The sequence below is a fragment of the Paenibacillus sp. N119s genome (assembly GCF_059447605.1).
Map to the genome: position 1 here is coordinate 1 of NZ_JCAJRU010000098.1, position 16,514 is coordinate 16,514.

A 16,514-nucleotide genomic window follows, 5' to 3' on the forward strand; every position below is an offset into this window, starting at 1 on the left:
TGCAGGCTGGAGCACACACCATGTGCCTGATGAAAGTATAGACGACCTTTGGTATGAAGGCAGCTTGTGGCAGGAACTACTGCATGTATACCGTCATGAGTTGGCGCTCAAGATGGCTGAAGGCTACAGACCTTTAATTCATGGCGTTTTTCATGAGCAAAAAGGATCATCAGGACGAGGACAAACACTACAAAAGCTCTATTGCTATAGTGATTTGTTTCCGCGTGATGAGGTGTATGAACAATTGACAATGTGGAGACGGCAAAAGGTAGCAACTGAGCGAAAAGCACCTTATTTAATCGCTACGAATCGACTGCTTCGCCTCATCAGCGTCTATCTTCCTCATACCGAAGAGGAATTGCTAGAACTGCCTGGTATGGGCCAGGGTAAGGTGTCGCAATATGGGACGGAGCTATTGACTATAACGAAGCAAAATGATCGAACCACGCCATTTCCGCTGAATTGGGTAACAGAGACGTTGGAAGAAGAAGTTTTTTTGTCATGGCTGTACAAGCAAAAAGAAAACCAGTACAGACAGGAACTGAATAAGTTTAGCCTGACTAGAGCGATTATTGAGGGTATTTCGGAGGGTCTTTCACTAGAGCATATCGGAATAAAGACAGGCTTGCACCGTAAAGAAGTGATTGAAGCTGTGGAACATTTGGATCGAGATGGAATGGATATGAAAAAGTTGATCCTCAAGGAATTAGAACATGTGTCTGAGGAGGAGCAAACAGCCATCTGTTCTGCTTATGCAGAGTTGGGAGATACGCTGCTCAAGCCCATTATGTTAAAAGTGTATGGAGAAGAAAAAGCAACGGAAGCAGGATTGGATCAAATTTATGAGCGATTGCGGCTGGTCCGTATACGGTTCCGCCATCAGGAAGTACCTGACCGACATGTTGGATAATATAGATACGCAAAGAAGTGTCATAAAGTAGTACAAATAGGTCCAACAAAGCAAAAAGCAGCAGCGAGTTCCTTATAGAACACGGCTGCTGCTTTTGATGACTAAACTCGAAAACCGAAAAAATTCAAACCCAATCCTTCTTGCGGAAAATACAGAACATACTGACACCTAATGCCACCATAATCCCGATGACGACAAAATAACCATAACGTGTATGAAGCTCAGGCATATTATCAAAGTTCATCCCATATATTCCGGTAATGACCGTCAGCGGCATAAATACAGTTGTAATGGCCGTAAACACACGCATAATTTCATTTGCACGGTTGGCGATACTTGATTGATAAGCTTCTCGAAGGTTCCCCATCAAGTCGCGGTAAGTTTCGAAAGTCTCCGAAATTTTCACAGCATTTTCATAAATGTCGCTAAAATATTTTTGTAGTTGATCGTCGATCAGTCGCAAATCCCGTTTGTTCAGGGTGTTAATGACTTCCTTTTGCGGACCGAGCACTTTTTTTAGCCACAGAATCTCACTGCGCAAGCCGATGATTTCGTTCAAATGCGATTTTTTCGTATGCATTAGAATGTCTTCTTCCAGCTTTTCAATGCGAACCTCAATCCGGTCACCAACCAGAAAATAGTTGTCAACGATCAAGTCAATCAACAGATACATAAAACGGTCAGGCTGGCTGACTTCCTGCTCCCACAGTAAAGGCTTGAGGGTACGAAGCTCATTGATTTTCTGCTTGGTCACCGTAATGATAAAATGGCGGCCGAGAAAAATATTTAAAGCACGCAAAAATATTTCTTCATCATCAAAACGAATACTATTTACAACGATAAAATAATGGCTTTCATAAATTTCAATCTTTGGGCGCTGTTCTTCTTCACTCAAACAGTCTTCTACTGCAAGATCATGCATGGAAAATAAGGGCTGAAGCACTGCCAGATCCTCGACATCGGCATCAATCCAATAAAAGCCTTCTGCCGGTGCAGTGAGCGCCATTTCAATTTCTTCGACAGGGGTAAAAACCCCGTTGTTGACCAAACGGATTTTCATATATAGTCACTCCTTATGCTCCGTCGTAACGGAAATACGTTTACCTTAAGCATAAGGAATGGACTCAGTTGCCAGTTAGCCGGTTCGGGTAAGCGTGCATAACATCAAAAGCAGGAGGCTTTTGGAGCATGCAGAGCCTGGCGTCCCGTCTTTCGGCAAGCTGAAGTCATTCCTATGCTGTTGTTCAGGGATCGCCGCCTATTCGGACTCGGGTCGCCTTCCATTCCGGATTCACCTCACAAATGTTCTTTTTTAGGTTGCCACAGTACCGCAGAAAACACTCTCAAGTACACTGCTGCACTATATTTTTGCCTATTAGCACTTGTATAGTATAACGCTCGACCTACGGCCTTTCAAGCGCAAAATCATGGGCTAAATTAACGGTAATCATATAAGCTTCTGCGATAAGGGGATATGATTTAACCTATGGAAAAGGTAGACAAAAGGTGAATGCAGGATACAAAATTACAAACCCATCTTGACGAAGCCCAGCCGATGCATTAAAGTGAACAACAAGAACTTTGTGAACTTAAAATGAATATAGCGAAATCTTATCAAGAGCAGGTGGAGGGACTAGCCCGATGATACCCGGCAACCGGCGATTTTAATCGCACGGTGCTAATTCTTGCAGGACTCGCGCTTTGTACAAAAAGCGTAGCCCTGACAGATGAGAGAGGCGCATATGGATACAAATATGACCTTTCTCTAACCGAGAAAGGTCTTTTTATTATATGCCTGGCATCTCTACCAGCGATTTTCGCACAACTTACCGATCAAGGAGTGAGTTTACATGCCGATTAAGATTCCAGATACACTGCCTGCTAAGGAAGTACTGGAGGGCGAAAATATTTTCGTAATGGATGAAAGCTTGGCCTATCATCAGGATATTCGTCCATTGCGCATCGCCATTTTGAATTTGATGCCTACAAAGGAAACAACAGAAACTCAACTGTTGCGTCTGGTCGGCAATACGCCATTACAAGTGGATGTCACGTTGGTGCATATGAAGTCTCATGTATCTAAAAATACATCGCAAGAATACTTGAACATGTTCTATAAAACGTTTGATGAGATCAAGAACAGTCGTTTTGACGGCATGATTATTACAGGAGCCCCTGTAGAACAACTTGAGTTTGAGGATGTGACCTACTGGGAGGAGATCCGGCAAATCTTTGAGTGGACGAAAACAAATGTTACTTCGACCATGCATATCTGTTGGGCCTCACAGGCAGGCTTATACCATCATTTCAATGTTCCAAAATACGGGCTCGACAGCAAATGCTTTGGGGTATTTCCACACACCGTTATTAAACCTAAAGTGAAACTGCTACGCGGCTTTGATGAACTGTTTTATGCTCCTCACTCTCGGCATACGGAAGTTCGGCGGGAAGATATTGACCATATCGCCGAATTAGAGGTTTTATCCGAATCCGAGGAAGCTGGAGTGTACCTGGTAGCCACACTTGATGGTAGACAAATCTTTGTAACAGGGCATTCAGAATATGATCCGCTTTCACTGAAATGGGAATACGACCGCGATGTGGCCAAAGGACTGGATGTTGACGTCCCCAAAAATTATTTTCCTAACGACGATCCTGAACGCATACCGCCCTCCATCTGGCGGGCTCATGCCAATTTATTATTTTCAAATTGGCTTAACTATTATGTATACCAAGAAACACCTTATGATATCGGACCTCAGATTTAAAAAGGGGCTTGTCGTTTACCCTTATACAGTACCACCTTGCAGTAGCGCAGCAGTATAGTCTTGGACATCCATTTTTGCAGCATATGTTATAGCACCTATCTATGGAAGTGAACAGGAGGATTCATATGAGTGAGAAACAGTGGAAAATCGAAAGCAGATTGGCACAAATCGGTTCCATTGAGGAGCCAGTAACTGGGGCTGTGAATTACCCGATTTACCAATCTACAGCGTTCCGCCATCCCCGACTGGGTCAAAGTACTGGGTTTGATTACATTCGGACGATTAATCCCACGCGAAAGGTATTGGAAGAGGCTGCTGCTGCACTCGAATCTGGTGATGCAGGCTTTGCATGCAGTTCAGGAATGGCAGCGCTGCAAACTGTTTTTGCATTGTTTGGTCAGGGAGACCACCTTATTGTATCGCTAGATCTTTATGGCGGGACCTACCGTTTACTGGAGCGTATTTTATCTAAATTTGGTGTGACTGCAAGCTATGTGGATACAAACGATCTTGAAGCACTCCAACAGTCATGTCGACCCAATACCAAAGCTGTATTCATAGAAACGCCTACCAACCCGTTAATGATGATTACTGATATTCAAGCGGTGGCTGCATGGGCATCGCAACATGAGTTGCTTACAATTGTAGATAATACGCTGCTAACACCATACTTCCAGCGGCCATTGGAACTGGGTGCGGATATTGTGGTACATAGCGCAACCAAATATTTGGGTGGGCATAACGATGTGCTGGCAGGGTTGATTGTTTCCAAAGGAAAAGAACTGTCAGCTGAGATTTCCTTTCTGCACAATTCCATAGGAGCCGTGCTTTCGCCAAGCGATTGCTATCAGTTGATGAAGGGGATGAAGACGTTAGCACTGCGTATGGATCGACATGAGCATAATGCAACAGTGTTGTCTAACTATTTACTGACGCACCCGGCAGTGGCAGAAGTATTTTACCCGGCGCTTGAAGGTCATCCGGGTCGTGAGATACAAAATAAACAATCCAGCGGAAACACAGGGATCTTCTCTTTTAAAGTAAAGGATGCTCGCTATGTGGAGCCTTTGCTTCGTCATATTAAGCTCATTGCGTTTGCCGAAAGTTTGGGCGGTGTGGAGTCGCTAATGACTTATCCCGCTGTGCAGACACATGCGGACATACCAGCAGAAATTCGGGATGCAGTCGGGGTAGATGACAGGCTTCTGCGTTTCTCGGTAGGCATTGAGCATACAGATGACCTGATTGAAGATTTGCGTTCGGCACTGGAAGCGGCACGTCTAGAAGTAGAGGGAGGGGAGCAGCAATGATAGAAGATGTGAGGGGAATCGAAGTAGATCTGGGCAAAGAACGGAAATTCGCAACCAAGCTGCTGCATTTTGGCTCTGAAATTGACAGTGTTACTGGGGCATCGAGCGTCCCGATCTATCAAGCTTCAACCTTTCATCATCATGATATTTTTAATCCTCCACAACATGATTATAGCCGTTCAGGCAATCCGACACGACAAGCTTTGGAAGATTATATTGCCTTATTAGAAGGCGGAGCTTGTGGTTTTGCCTTTGCATCAGGCATGGCTGCTATCTCCACAACATTTATGCTCTTATCGGCTGGAGATCATGTCATTGTTTCGGAAGATGTATACGGAGGGACATATCGTCTGCTGACCTCCATCTTGAAACGAATGAATATCGAAACAACCTTCGTCGATATGACGGATCTCAATCTTGTAAAAGAGGCGTTGCAGGAAAATACAAGAGCTGTGTATATGGAAACCCCCTCTAATCCGACACTCAAAATTACCGATGTAGCCGGAATAACCGCTTGGGCAAGGGATCATGGGCTGTTGACGTTATTGGACAATACTTTTATGACACCGTATTATCAACGTCCGATCGAGCAGGGAGTTGATATTGTATTGCACAGTGCGACCAAGTTTTTGGGTGGACACAGTGACGTACTGGCAGGACTTGCGGTAGCTCGTACCGAATCGTTGGGGAGACAAATCAAGCAGCTTCAGAATGGATTGGGTACCGTGCTGGCTCCGCAAGAGTCTTGGTTGCTTATGCGTGGGATGAAGACACTGGAAGCGCGTATGGCTCATAGCGAAAAGAGTGCGGCCAAACTCGCAAACTGGCTGAACGAGCGCAATGATATTGAAGCGGTATACTACCCGGGGTTGGAGAACCATCCAGGGCGTGCAGTTCATGAGTCTCAATCCAGTGGTTATGGCGCGGTGATTTCGTTTGATGTAGGTTCTGGTGAGCGTGCCAAAGCGGTCCTCAGCCGTGTACGTATTCCCATTGTGGCGGTGAGTCTAGGAGCAGTGGAAAGTATCTTGTCGTACCCGGCAATGATGTCACATGCGGCTATGCCGCAAAGTGTACGCTTGGAGCGCGGGATTACGGACGGACTCCTTCGTTTCTCCGTTGGTCTAGAGGACATTGATGACCTGATCAGCGATCTGAATGAGGCGCTGTGCTAGAGCGTTAGCATATCCATAACATGTTGGCATTTTTACGAGGGAAGCAAATATATGTAGTCCTTAGCAGCAGGTTTCCGATATTCAGGAGACTTGCTGTTTTCTATATACAGCGGGAATAAGTATGGTTCCTTACCTAAAGATATGTTAGTATTATCATTAGGTTTTACTATGCTAAATAGCACAGACAACATACAAGGCTAGTCATGAACATACATTACGGCAGGGTTCGAACGCAGGTTTGTGAAAGCATTCTCGTTCATAAGTCCTGTCTTTCATTTCGTCGCCCTGTGACAGCGAAGGAGGATACACCATGAGTGTAATCGACCATATTTTAGATAAAGCCCTACGCGGCGAACGCCTGAATTTAGAGGATACTGTAGCTTTGTTCGAATCAGACGAGATTGAAAAAATAGGCCATGCGGCCAATAAAGTCATGAATCGCATGCATCCTAATCCCATTAAAACCTTCGTCATCGGACGAAATATTAACTATACGAACGTGTGTGACGTATACTGCCGTTTTTGCGCTTTTTACCGTAGACCGGGTTCCGATGAAGGTTATGTTTTGCCGGATGAGGTGATTTTCCAAAAAATTAAGGAAACGCAGGAGGTAGGTGGCACCGAAATCCTAATGCAAGGCGGTGTAAATCCAAATCTGCCGTTCAGCTATTATACCGATTTGCTGAAAGCTATTAAGGAACGTTTTCCCGATATCACGATGCATTCCTTCTCCCCAGCTGAAATTCACAAAATGAAGGAAAAATCCGGTCTATCCATGGAAGATACGATCCGGGCTATTCATGAAGCTGGATTGGATTCTCTCCCAGGTGGGGGCGGAGAAATTTTGGATGACCGCACACGCCGCAAAATCAGCCGTCTCAAAGGCTCCTGGCGTGATTGGATGGATGTTATGCAAACAGCTCACAAGGTTGGGATGAACACGACAGCTACGATGGTTATCGGCTTTGGCGAATTGATGGAGGAGCGTGCGCTGCATTTATTGCGTGTCCGTGATGCTCAGGACGAATGCATTGAAAACAAGTATAACTCTGAAGGATTTTTGGCCTTTATTCCGTGGACCTTCCAACCAGATAACACCAACCTGAAGAAGGAACGCCAGACGCCTGAGGAATATTTGAAGACTGTAGCGATCAGCCGTCTTGTTTTGGATAACATCAAGCATATCCAGTCTTCATGGGTAACCATGGGACCGGAAATCGGTAAAAAATCGCTGTACTACGGTTGCGATGATTTTGGCAGCACCATGATTGAGGAGAACGTAGTTTCCGCTGCAGGTGCAACGTATAAGGTCAACATTGAATCCATTTTACAGTTGATCCGTGAGACGGGTCACATTCCGGCACAGCGCAATACCCGTTATGATATTATTCGTACTTTTGACAGTGCTAGCAGCATTGAACATGATTTTATTATGCAAAATTAATATTAGCTAATATAACGTACATTACAAAACGCTTATCTTTTACTATTCCATGTACAAGGATAGTGAAGATAAGCGTTTTTGTGCTGAAGAATGAAAATCCTTCAGTATCTTACTCTTCTTTGTATTGCGGTAAATATATTTGGCTTGCTACCGTTCCCATCGTTTCATATACATGATCTCAGCCTCAGGGTCTGCCATTTGAATGACTGCCTTAAAGCGCTGCAAATCCAGGAGATGAACGCTGTAAATGGTAGCCATTTGTTCTTTTTTATCTGATTCACTTTTCGTCTTGCCCTCTATTAGGGTAGAGCTTCTAATAGGTGTGCTGTGCAATCGCACTGGATGATATTGTCGTAATTCCGGCAATAACCAGTGTTTCTGCTACCGGAAAGCCACTCAGAAAGCCGAGAGCCAACCCCAGTGTGAAATTAATGTCAATGTATAAAGCCTCCTGTATAATACGTTTATTTAAGTGAATGATATGGGAAATAAATCACATACTCTGAAAGTGACTTCAAGAATAGAATAATATCAAATTTTTAATAAAAAATGGAATATTAAATTTCATACATGAAATGAATAGGAAAAGTTAACAAAAAGACATGCCATGTGGTGATGTGCATGCTAAAAGGGGGTTAAGCCACATAACGAGAGGTAAATTTAATGGGGAACAAGAACAATTGCTTCTTTAGCTTACAGATAACTGGAATAAAAGGCAGACGTAGCTTGGGGATGCTCAATAGCAGCACAAGCGCTATCAGAATGACAAAGGGAAGTGATTTGGTCGCAGCAATCACCAGATGCAGTAACGGGGAGGATTTGCGTACCGCTGGTTTGGAATGATGCTCCAGCCCGTGGGTGTCCGTTTCTAACGAAGTAACATCGTCATGAAGCATAAGTGATGATCCTGCAGTAAACTGAAGGGATTGAGTGGTGTCTTCCGCGTGGAACGTTACAGGAAGGGACAAAATCTGAACGAAGCTCAATATGACGATTATGAATGTACGCAGCATGTTCAGCAACGTTGACATCTTATCCCTCCCTCTTGTGAAAAATTCATATCACTATAACATTAGCATACCGCATCCTAAATATTCAAACATCTTTCGATTTTTACTTATCACGGTAAGTGTTTATAACACGATTAACACCTCTTTGAAACCTGATCAGCCTCTTTTGTTCGTATGTCTTTCTGTTTCCAGTCGTTCACTTCGTATAACCCTTCAGAGGCCGCCATATACTGAAAGCAGTGATCGAAAGGAGTGAGCCAATGGAACTGTTTACAGTGTGGACCAATACAGACGGGGATCAGGAAACCGACCGTTTTTATGAAGTGGTCAAAAGTAGAACCAAGGGACTACATATGTCACGGCGCGGATTTCGATTCACTTTCAGACAGCTTGACAACAAAGTGGCATGGACCTGCAAGGGCACTGAAAGCAATTCGGCGTTTGAAAGCTTTCTTCCCTGTGTATACAGCATCATGGCTTCGGCGATAGCGGATTATATTATCGAAGTTAGGGAGTGGGGGATACTCGATCTTATTCTCACCAAAGCCTGTTCTCTGCTGGAGAAAGAGGACGTTGAACAAATTCGGAGCATGATTCGCTCGCTGTTAAATGATGATGGTCCCCGAGGGCGTCTCAAACGCCACGGTAAGCTAACCAGTCTCCTGGAAAGGGACTTCAGGGAGCTTCGTGTGATCAATTTGGAAGGGCTTATTCAATTTAGACTGCATGCGTATAAAAAAGAGCTTGAAGAAATTGTTGAATATGCCATGGAAGAATTCTGGGCAGATCGGCAATACGAAGAATTTATGGGGTTGCTTAAATATTTTGTGTTTTTTCAGGAGAGCAAAGTTCCACTCGTACATGTACTTCACCAAGGGGGGCATAATTTCACCATTCTCGATAATGCCATGGTGCCCATACCGACTCCTGATGCAGACGACATTATTGTAGAAATGCCGGGTATTGAACTGGAGATGGAGGTCGAGGATCGAATTGTCAGCACCCTTATTTCGATATCTCCTGCTTCCATTATATTGCATACAGACGATGAGCACACCCCTATTGTGCGGACGCTCCTGCATATTTTTGAAGACAAAGTGAAGCTGAGTAAACTTTATCCAGGTCAGGATGTTCAAAAATAATCAACCGTTCGTATAAACTCATGGATTTCTGGAAAGCCTTTGCCTCAAGGGGAGGTTTTTTATGAGATCCATGTTGGTATGGAAACGAATCTTAGGAACCATATTCATCGCAATCTGCCTGGTATTGTCCGGCAATGAGGTTTACGGTCACAAAGAACCGGTCCAGCATAAGAAATGGCAGTCCACACCTGTTTTAGCTCCACGTGAAGAGCAGGTGATTACGACCATGACGGTCACGGCAACAGGATATACAGCAGGCTATGAATCCACCGGCAAACGGCCGAATCATCCCGGTTACGGTATTACGTATTCCGGTGTAAAAGTGCGTCGTGACAAGAATACACTGTCCACGATTGCGGCTGATCCCAAGACGTTTCCATTGGGCAGCATTTTGTACATTCCAGGTTACGGCTACGGGATTGTTGCAGATACAGGTTCAGCGATTAAGGGCAATAAAATTGACTTGTATTTTAAAACAACCCGACAGGTGTATTCTGAATGGGGCAAGAAAGATGTGGATGTTCAAATTATAAAAAAAGGAAACGGAAAGTGTACGGAAAAAATGATAAAGTCGCTGCAAAAGGCGATAGAAACGCATAAGACCATTCCGCCCGAGACACTGGATGCTTCCATATAATCCTTGCATATTGTTTTTTCTCACTTCACATACTATGTTTCGGGATAAGCTTTTCCCGCAAACCATACTGGGAGGTTGAATAATATGCCAAATCAAGGCGGAAATTCTTTTATGAACAAAGGCTTTAAGGCAAACACCGGAAATCAGTTTAAAACGGAATTTGCTCAAGACAATACGGTAGGCGTTGTTTCTCAAAAGGTAAAGCAGTCTGAACAAAATAAAATTCAAGACAACTTCCAAACACCTAATGAGAAGTATGACGAAGAATTTGCAACAGATCAAGGCGGCACAAATGTAGTAGCGCAAAAAGTTCAAAACTCCAGTCGTAATAAAATCCAAAGCAATGCACAAACACCGAACGAAAAGTTCGACGAAAACTTTAACACTAAATAAAAAAGCATATACAAAAGACAATGCTCCGGATATATTTCCGGAGCATTTCGCGTTGAGTAAAAGTGGCTAGAACCTATAGGTCTAAGGTTTTATCTCCTTTTTAATTGTTTTTAAGGTGGAATTAAGGTTTAAAGTGCAAAATAAAGTCAGTTAAACAACACCACCTAGAAGCATAGGGTTTGGGAGGAGATATACAATGGACGAATTTAAAAATAATAATTCCGGGCGCCGGAACGACAATGATCAGGTTGACAACGATAAAGCAACTCGGCAAAACGAATCAAATGGTTCCTCGTATTACTATTCCTATGGCCCTTTTTCCTCAGTGCAGTCGGACGGACAACGCAGGGAAGGCCAGTCGGTGGAAGACGTCGAGATTACGCCACCGCAGGCAGTGAGACCTCTTCCTTCTTCTTATCAACGTGCTGTGCCTGAGCAACAGGACGGTTCAGGTCGGAATAACGGCAACTGGCAATTTAAACCGAATAAGCCTAAATCGCAGGTGAAAACGATTTTCTTATCTTTTTTAGCCGGAATGCTGGTCATCACGGTATTGATGTATACAGCCGACCGAACCAACATGTTCACACCAGAAACAGCGTTGACTTCGGCGGCAGCTGAAAGCGGAGAAACGACGAATTCAGGAACCACCAACTCCAACTCGGCTCCAAGTGCAGTTCCGGCTGTGATGCCTTCAGGTACGGCTGATGTTCAGTCTGTGGTAGCCAAGGCTGGTCCAGCAGTCGTCAAAATCGAAACGCTGGCCAAGCAATCTAGTGGAGGCAGACAAAGTAGCCCTTATTACAATGACCCGCTATATCAATACTTTTTCGGCAATCAGTATGGCGATAGTGGCAGTAGCGGCAATAGTAACGAAAATGAAGGTAGCAACAGTGGACAGCTAACTCCGCTGGGTATTGGTTCCGGTTTTATTTTTGATAAATCGGGTTACGTCCTGACCAACAACCATGTTGTGGAAGGTGCAAGTGTAGTACAGGTTACCGTAGAGGGAACCAACAAGCCTTACGAAGCCAAAGTTTTGGGCAAAAATGCAGATCTTGATTTGGCGGTTCTTAAAATTGATGGTAAAAATAATTTTCCAACTGTAACCTTGGGGAACTCCGATAACGCTAAAGTGGGCGAGTGGATGGTTGCGATCGGTAACCCAGAAGGCTTCGAACATTCGGTAACAGCCGGGGTGTTGAGTGCGAAAGAGCGTACGATCACTATTAATAGTGAGTCCACCGGAAAACCGACGCAATACAAGCATCTTATTCAGACAGATGCCTCCATTAATCCTGGTAACTCTGGCGGACCGTTACTGAATCTGCAAGGACAGGTTATCGGTATGAACGTAGCTGTAAGTGCAGACGCACAGGGGATCGGATTTGCGATTCCGTCCAATACGATTTTGGAAGTCGTTGATAAGTTGAAAAATAACCAGCCTATTCCGAAAGAACCTGTACCCTTCATTGGTGCAAGTCTCTTAAACTTGAGCCCTGAAGTAGCCAAGGAATTAGGTACATCTCTGACCGAAGGCTCGGTTGTACGGGATATTATATACAAATCACCAGCTTATCAGGCCGACCTGCGTCCTTACGATGTAATTATCGGAGCCAATGGCACGCCTTATAGCACATCACAAGAGCTCATTCAATTCATCCAAAAACAAAAAGTGGGTACAGCCCTTACACTTAACATTGAACGAGCTGGGCAGAAAAAAGATATTCAGCTAAAAATAGGCAACAAAAATGACTTTAGCTCTACGCTTCAACAATAAGAGAATAACTTAAAAATTGAACATGAACGCAAGAAACGGAAGGAAGACCCTTCCGTTTCTTGCTGTACGCAGTGGCAAGATGCTACACGCGCCTACTCCTGCTACAATAGAGGGAAAAGAAGAAGAGACAAAGGAGTTTGATCGTGTATGCGTTCTACTATTCTGATCATTGATGACGATGAAAAAATTGTATCCATGCTGCGCAGAGGGCTGGCTTTTGAAGGATATGAAGTACTGACAGCCGCGAATGGAGCAGAAGGATTGAATAAAATGTTAACAACTGAGCCTGATCTGGTCGTGCTGGATGTCATGATGCCGCAGGTCGATGGTTTTGAAGTATGCCGTCGTATGCGGGAGGGAGGAAGCACAGTACCTGTCCTGATGCTTACAGCCAAGGATGAGGTGGAGAACCGGGTAAAGGGTCTGGATTTAGGGGCTGATGATTATCTCGTAAAGCCGTTTGCTCTGGAAGAACTGCTGGCACGAGTGCGAGCGCTTTTGCGGCGTAAAACTGAACAGCAGGACAACAATGCAAATCGGCTTATCTTCGAGGATTTACAACTAGATAACGAATCGCGCGAAGTGGTTCGTGGTGGCAAACGCTTGGAACTGACGGCCAAAGAATTTGAATTGCTCCATTTGTTCATGCAAAACCCGAAACGCGTTCTGTCACGTGATCTGATTATGGATAAAATATGGGGCTATGACTATAGCGGAGAATCAAATGTGCTGGAAGTATATATTGCCATGTTGCGACAAAAAACGGAGCAGAATGGTGGCAAGCGGCTTATCCGTACCATTCGGGGAGCTGGCTATATTTTAAGAGGTGATGTGTAATATGTCTATTCGGTGGCGGCTGACAGCTTGGTATTCGAGCATCTTGGCTATAGTGCTTGTCATTTTTGGTCTGGCTATTTACGGACTAGTATATTACTACACATATAATGAAGTGAAAAGTCAGCTTATGACTCAGGCGCCACAGATTAACAATCAATTACGCCTTATTATAAAAGGGGGCTTGTTTGAGGTCCCTAACCTGGATCTGGGGTTGGAGCAGGGGCGTGGAATAGATGACTCACAGCTATATGTCCAAATTTACAATTATACGTCTGGTGTAACCAAAACGACCCAAAATATGAAAGACCTCAATATCACCTTCCCTGTTCCGTCTACAGCAACAGGAGCAGTTCAAAGTGAAGGGGTTCGGCGTGTGAATGTAAATGGCGATTCCTTTATGATTTATCAACAGCCGATCAAATCCGAGGAGCTGGGCTTGGTGGTTGGGCTGCTTCAGGTTGGGCAATTCACAGGCTCTCAGGACCGACTCATGAACAGGTTGCAAAATGTGCTCGTGTACGGTTCGTTATTTGCCTTACTCGCTGCTGCAACCTCTGGTCTCTTCCTGGCTCGTAAATCTATGAAGCCACTGGTCAAGGTCATTGAAGGGGCCAATCAGATTCAATCGAGTAATGATTTGAGTGTTCGGATTGAATATGACGGTCCGCCGGATGAAATTGGACAATTGATCGGGACAGTTAACAACATGCTGGGACGTACAGAAGTGTTTTACAAGGAGCTTGAAGATGCTTATGGCGCGCAGCGCCGCTTTGTGGCCGATGCATCCCATGAACTGCGCACACCCTTGACGACGATTCGTGGCAACGTTGATTTTCTACTCAAAATGTGGACGACCGAACCGGATGAGCGACCGAATATGGATGAAGCCATGATTCGCGAGCTTTCTATGGAGGCGCTGAGTGACATGGCGGATGAAGGCAAGCGAATGAGCCGTTTGGTGAACGATATGTTATCACTCGCGAGAGCGGACACAGGGAAAACGTTCGATAAGGTGCCTGTTGCGCTGGAACCGCTCGTAACCGAGGTCGCTCGCCGTGCTCAGTTTTTGGAGCGAACGGCCGAATGGAATGTGGGCGATTTTTCGTTGTTGAATGGTATTTATATGGACGGAAGCAAAGATTATTTGCAGCAGATGCTATTCATTTTCATTGATAATGCGTTTAAATATACCCCTGAAGGCACAGTGCGATTTGATGCGATTGTATATCAGGGACAGGTGGGGCTACGGATCAGTGATACAGGCATTGGAATGGACAAAAGTGAGGTTCCCTTTATTTTTGACCGATTTTACCGGGCAGATGAATCACGCGGTGTGACGGAGGGAATTGGCTTGGGGTTATCAATTGCCAAGTGGATTATTGACGAACATCACGGGTCTGTGGAAGTCGTTACGCGCCAGGGTGAAGGAACGACCTTTGTCATCTGGCTTCCAGTCAGCTTTTCCGCGCCTTTGGAATAGGCTATAATAGGAGGGGCAACAACATCATAGAATTGGCCGGTAGAGGCATAAAGCCCACAGCTGTCCAGTGATTGGAGCTGCATACCGTGTCGAAGAAAGCGGGGGCTATTTTTGGAGGTACTCAGAATTTCGCCCCGGGGTTACTGCTACGGCGTAGTCGATGCCATGGTATTGGCTCGTCAGGCAGCCAGAAATTTGGACTTACCCCGGCCTATTTATATATTAGGCATGATTGTTCATAACAGTCATGTTACCAACTCCTTTGAAGATGAAGGGATTATTACATTGGACGGACCGAACCGCATGGAGATTTTAAGCCAGGTAGAGAGCGGTACTGTCATCTTCACTGCTCATGGCGTATCACCAGAGGTCCGCAAGCTGGCAAGGGACAAGGGATTGACCACGGTTGATGCAACCTGTCCTGACGTGACGAAGACACATGATCTGATTCGGGAGAAGTCTGCCGAAGGCTATCAGATTATTTATATTGGCAAGAAAAACCATCCAGAGCCAGAGGGAGCTATGGGTATTGCCCCTGACCATGTACATTTGATTGAAAAGGAAGAAGAGATCGACAGTCTTACCCTGTCAGGAGACAAAATCCTGATTACGAATCAGACGACCATGAGTCAATGGGATATCAAGCACATTATGAAGAAGCTGCTGGAGAAGTATCCAGGTGCCGAGATACACAATGAAATCTGTTTGGCGACGCAAGTACGTCAGGAAGCGGTAGCTGAGCAGGCAGGACAGGCGGATCTAGTGATCGTGGTCGGTGACCCGCGAAGCAACAATTCAAACCGATTGGCTCAGGTGTCGGAGGAAATAGCTGGTACCAAGGCTTATCGTATTTCTGATGTAACCGAGCTGAAGAGGGAGTGGCTTGAGGGTGTAGCCAAAGTAGCAGTGACTTCCGGGGCTTCAACCCCTACGCTGATTACCAAAGAGGTCATTACGTATTTGGAACAGTATGATGCGGATAACCCGGAAACATGGGAGATTCGGCGAACCATTGATATGAAAAAGCTGCTGCCTCCTGTACGAGAAAAGTCAAAAACGACGAAATAATATATGATTGATTACAGCCGTTATTCGGATACAAGCATCCGGATAACGGCTTTTTTACATTACTTAACTGCCGATGTTATTCAATTAAACTAGATTTCCTAACTCGAAAAATAGAATAATTCGAGACAATTAAGCCTTGACGAGTAGAACTAAAACAGGTATAGTTACTTTAACGAATAAAAGCTTAAAAGCGAACAAGCGTCTAAGTGTCATAATGTTATTCAATATGGTTAATAAAATATAGTTTATAGAGAGGAAGAAAAAAATGATCGTTATCGCTGGTGTTCACACACCTGAAGAACATATCCAAGCTATTGTTGAAGTTATTGAAAAAGAAGGATTGCAGGCTCATGTGTCGCGAGGATCGGATCGTACGATTATCGGACTGATCGGTAGCGTAGAGCCGAAGCTGGCAGAGCATCTACGTCAAATGAAGGGTGTAGAAAATGTGGTTAAAATATCGAAGTCCTACAAATTGGCCAGCCGTGATTTTCATCCGGAAAATACGGTGATCTCTATTAAAGGTGTAAATATCGGCGGGGGCGAGCTTGTCGTTATGG

14 protein-coding genes, 1 pseudogene and 1 riboswitch are annotated in these 16,514 nt (G+C 44.7%); of the genes and pseudogenes, 13 read left to right on the plus strand and 2 right to left on the minus strand.

Translation table 11 applies throughout. The annotated features are described in order from the left end of the window. On the plus strand, nt 1–910 hold a 910-nt coding region (locus tag AC5V8P_RS12900; RefSeq protein WP_495473667.1), incomplete at its 5' end, for an HRDC domain-containing protein. 124 nt (nt 911–1,034) lie between these two features. Here AC5V8P_RS12900 and corA read toward each other — a convergent pair. Further along, nucleotides 1,035–1,970 carry a magnesium/cobalt transporter CorA gene (corA, locus tag AC5V8P_RS12905; RefSeq protein ID WP_063209916.1) on the minus strand — a complete coding sequence of 312 codons (936 nt, stop codon included), beginning with the start codon at nt 1,968–1,970 and terminating at the stop codon, nt 1,035–1,037. Between the two features lie 548 nt (nt 1,971–2,518). Continuing rightward, nucleotides 2,519–2,644: riboswitch (SAM riboswitch) on the plus strand. A 116-nt stretch (nt 2,645–2,760) separates the two neighbouring features. Between corA and metA the strand changes: the two genes are divergently transcribed. The 4 genes from metA to mqnC all read left to right on the plus strand — a co-directional run bounded on the left by metA (nt 2,761) and on the right by mqnC (nt 7,607). Further along, nucleotides 2,761–3,678 carry a homoserine O-acetyltransferase MetA gene (gene metA, locus AC5V8P_RS12910; RefSeq protein ID WP_063209915.1) on the plus strand — a complete coding sequence of 306 codons (918 nt, stop codon included), beginning with the start codon at nt 2,761–2,763 and terminating at the stop codon, nt 3,676–3,678. Between the two features lie 125 nt (nt 3,679–3,803). Continuing rightward, the gene (locus AC5V8P_RS12915) at nt 3,804–4,988 is read left to right on the plus strand and encodes a PLP-dependent transferase (protein WP_063209914.1); all 1,185 of its coding nucleotides are present in this window, start codon (nt 3,804–3,806) and stop codon (nt 4,986–4,988) included. Further along, nucleotides 4,985–6,163 carry a trans-sulfuration enzyme family protein gene (locus tag AC5V8P_RS12920; RefSeq protein WP_064795313.1) on the plus strand — a complete coding sequence of 393 codons (1,179 nt, stop codon included), beginning with the start codon at nt 4,985–4,987 and terminating at the stop codon, nt 6,161–6,163. Before AC5V8P_RS12915 ends, AC5V8P_RS12920 begins: the two co-directional genes overlap by 4 nt. Before the next feature lie 310 nt (nt 6,164–6,473). Continuing rightward, nucleotides 6,474–7,607, plus strand: a complete 1,134-nt coding sequence (gene mqnC / locus AC5V8P_RS12925) for a cyclic dehypoxanthinyl futalosine synthase (RefSeq protein ID WP_064795312.1) — start codon at nt 6,474–6,476, stop codon at nt 7,605–7,607. Between the two features lie 635 nt (nt 7,608–8,242). Here mqnC and AC5V8P_RS12930 read toward each other — a convergent pair. After that, the gene (locus tag AC5V8P_RS12930; RefSeq protein ID WP_064795311.1) at nt 8,243–8,638 is read right to left on the minus strand and encodes a hypothetical protein; all 396 of its coding nucleotides are present in this window, start codon (nt 8,636–8,638) and stop codon (nt 8,243–8,245) included. A 239-nt stretch (nt 8,639–8,877) separates the two neighbouring features. On the opposite strand from AC5V8P_RS12930, the gene AC5V8P_RS12935 reads away from it, so the two are divergent. The 8 genes and pseudogenes from AC5V8P_RS12935 to AC5V8P_RS12970 all read left to right on the plus strand — a co-directional run. Then, nucleotides 8,878–9,759, plus strand: a complete 882-nt coding sequence (locus AC5V8P_RS12935) for a putative sporulation protein YtxC (RefSeq protein ID WP_063209910.1) — start codon at nt 8,878–8,880, stop codon at nt 9,757–9,759. 61 nt (nt 9,760–9,820) lie between these two features. After that, nucleotides 9,821–10,396 carry a 3D domain-containing protein gene (locus AC5V8P_RS12940; protein ID WP_063209909.1) on the plus strand — a complete coding sequence of 192 codons (576 nt, stop codon included), beginning with the start codon at nt 9,821–9,823 and terminating at the stop codon, nt 10,394–10,396. Between the two features lie 84 nt (nt 10,397–10,480). Continuing rightward, a complete protein-coding gene (locus tag AC5V8P_RS12945; protein WP_063209908.1) occupies nt 10,481–10,789 on the plus strand; it encodes a hypothetical protein in 309 nt (102 codons plus the stop codon). 196 nt (nt 10,790–10,985) lie between these two features. Further along, nucleotides 10,986–12,569, plus strand: a complete 1,584-nt coding sequence (locus AC5V8P_RS12950) for a S1C family serine protease (RefSeq protein WP_063209907.1) — start codon at nt 10,986–10,988, stop codon at nt 12,567–12,569. A 147-nt stretch (nt 12,570–12,716) separates the two neighbouring features. After that, entirely contained in the window at nt 12,717–13,406 is a 690-nt protein-coding gene (locus AC5V8P_RS12955; RefSeq protein ID WP_064795310.1) for a response regulator transcription factor, read from the plus strand. Between the two features lies 1 nt (nt 13,407). Continuing rightward, complete coding sequence (locus AC5V8P_RS12960; protein ID WP_064795309.1) at nt 13,408–14,886, plus strand: sensor histidine kinase; 1,479 nt, start codon at nt 13,408–13,410, stop codon at nt 14,884–14,886. Between the two features lie 111 nt (nt 14,887–14,997). Beyond that, nucleotides 14,998–15,954, plus strand: coding sequence for a 4-hydroxy-3-methylbut-2-enyl diphosphate reductase (locus AC5V8P_RS12965; protein WP_064795308.1), 957 nt, complete (start codon nt 14,998–15,000; stop codon nt 15,952–15,954). A gap of 265 nt (nt 15,955–16,219) precedes the next feature. Next, nucleotides 16,220–16,514, plus strand: a pseudogene (locus tag AC5V8P_RS12970) (3-deoxy-7-phosphoheptulonate synthase); the annotation flags it as partial.

Excerpts from the sequence above, each read along its gene's own strand:
- corA (WP_063209916.1), bottom strand. The coding sequence starts at position 1,970 with ATGAAAATCCGTTTGGTCAACAACGGGGTTTTTACCCCTGTCGAAGAA.
- metA (WP_063209915.1), top strand. The coding sequence starts at position 2,761 with ATGCCGATTAAGATTCCAGATACACTGCCTGCTAAGGAAGTACTGGAG.
- AC5V8P_RS12915 (WP_063209914.1), top strand. The coding sequence starts at position 3,804 with ATGAGTGAGAAACAGTGGAAAATCGAAAGCAGATTGGCACAAATCGGT.
- AC5V8P_RS12920 (WP_064795313.1), top strand. The coding sequence starts at position 4,985 with ATGATAGAAGATGTGAGGGGAATCGAAGTAGATCTGGGCAAAGAACGG.
- mqnC (WP_064795312.1), top strand. The coding sequence starts at position 6,474 with ATGAGTGTAATCGACCATATTTTAGATAAAGCCCTACGCGGCGAACGC.
- AC5V8P_RS12930 (WP_064795311.1), bottom strand. The coding sequence starts at position 8,638 with ATGTCAACGTTGCTGAACATGCTGCGTACATTCATAATCGTCATATTG.
- AC5V8P_RS12935 (WP_063209910.1), top strand. The coding sequence starts at position 8,878 with ATGGAACTGTTTACAGTGTGGACCAATACAGACGGGGATCAGGAAACC.
- AC5V8P_RS12940 (WP_063209909.1), top strand. The coding sequence starts at position 9,821 with ATGAGATCCATGTTGGTATGGAAACGAATCTTAGGAACCATATTCATC.
- AC5V8P_RS12945 (WP_063209908.1), top strand. The coding sequence starts at position 10,481 with ATGCCAAATCAAGGCGGAAATTCTTTTATGAACAAAGGCTTTAAGGCA.
- AC5V8P_RS12950 (WP_063209907.1), top strand. The coding sequence starts at position 10,986 with ATGGACGAATTTAAAAATAATAATTCCGGGCGCCGGAACGACAATGAT.
- AC5V8P_RS12955 (WP_064795310.1), top strand. The coding sequence starts at position 12,717 with ATGCGTTCTACTATTCTGATCATTGATGACGATGAAAAAATTGTATCC.
- AC5V8P_RS12960 (WP_064795309.1), top strand. The coding sequence starts at position 13,408 with ATGTCTATTCGGTGGCGGCTGACAGCTTGGTATTCGAGCATCTTGGCT.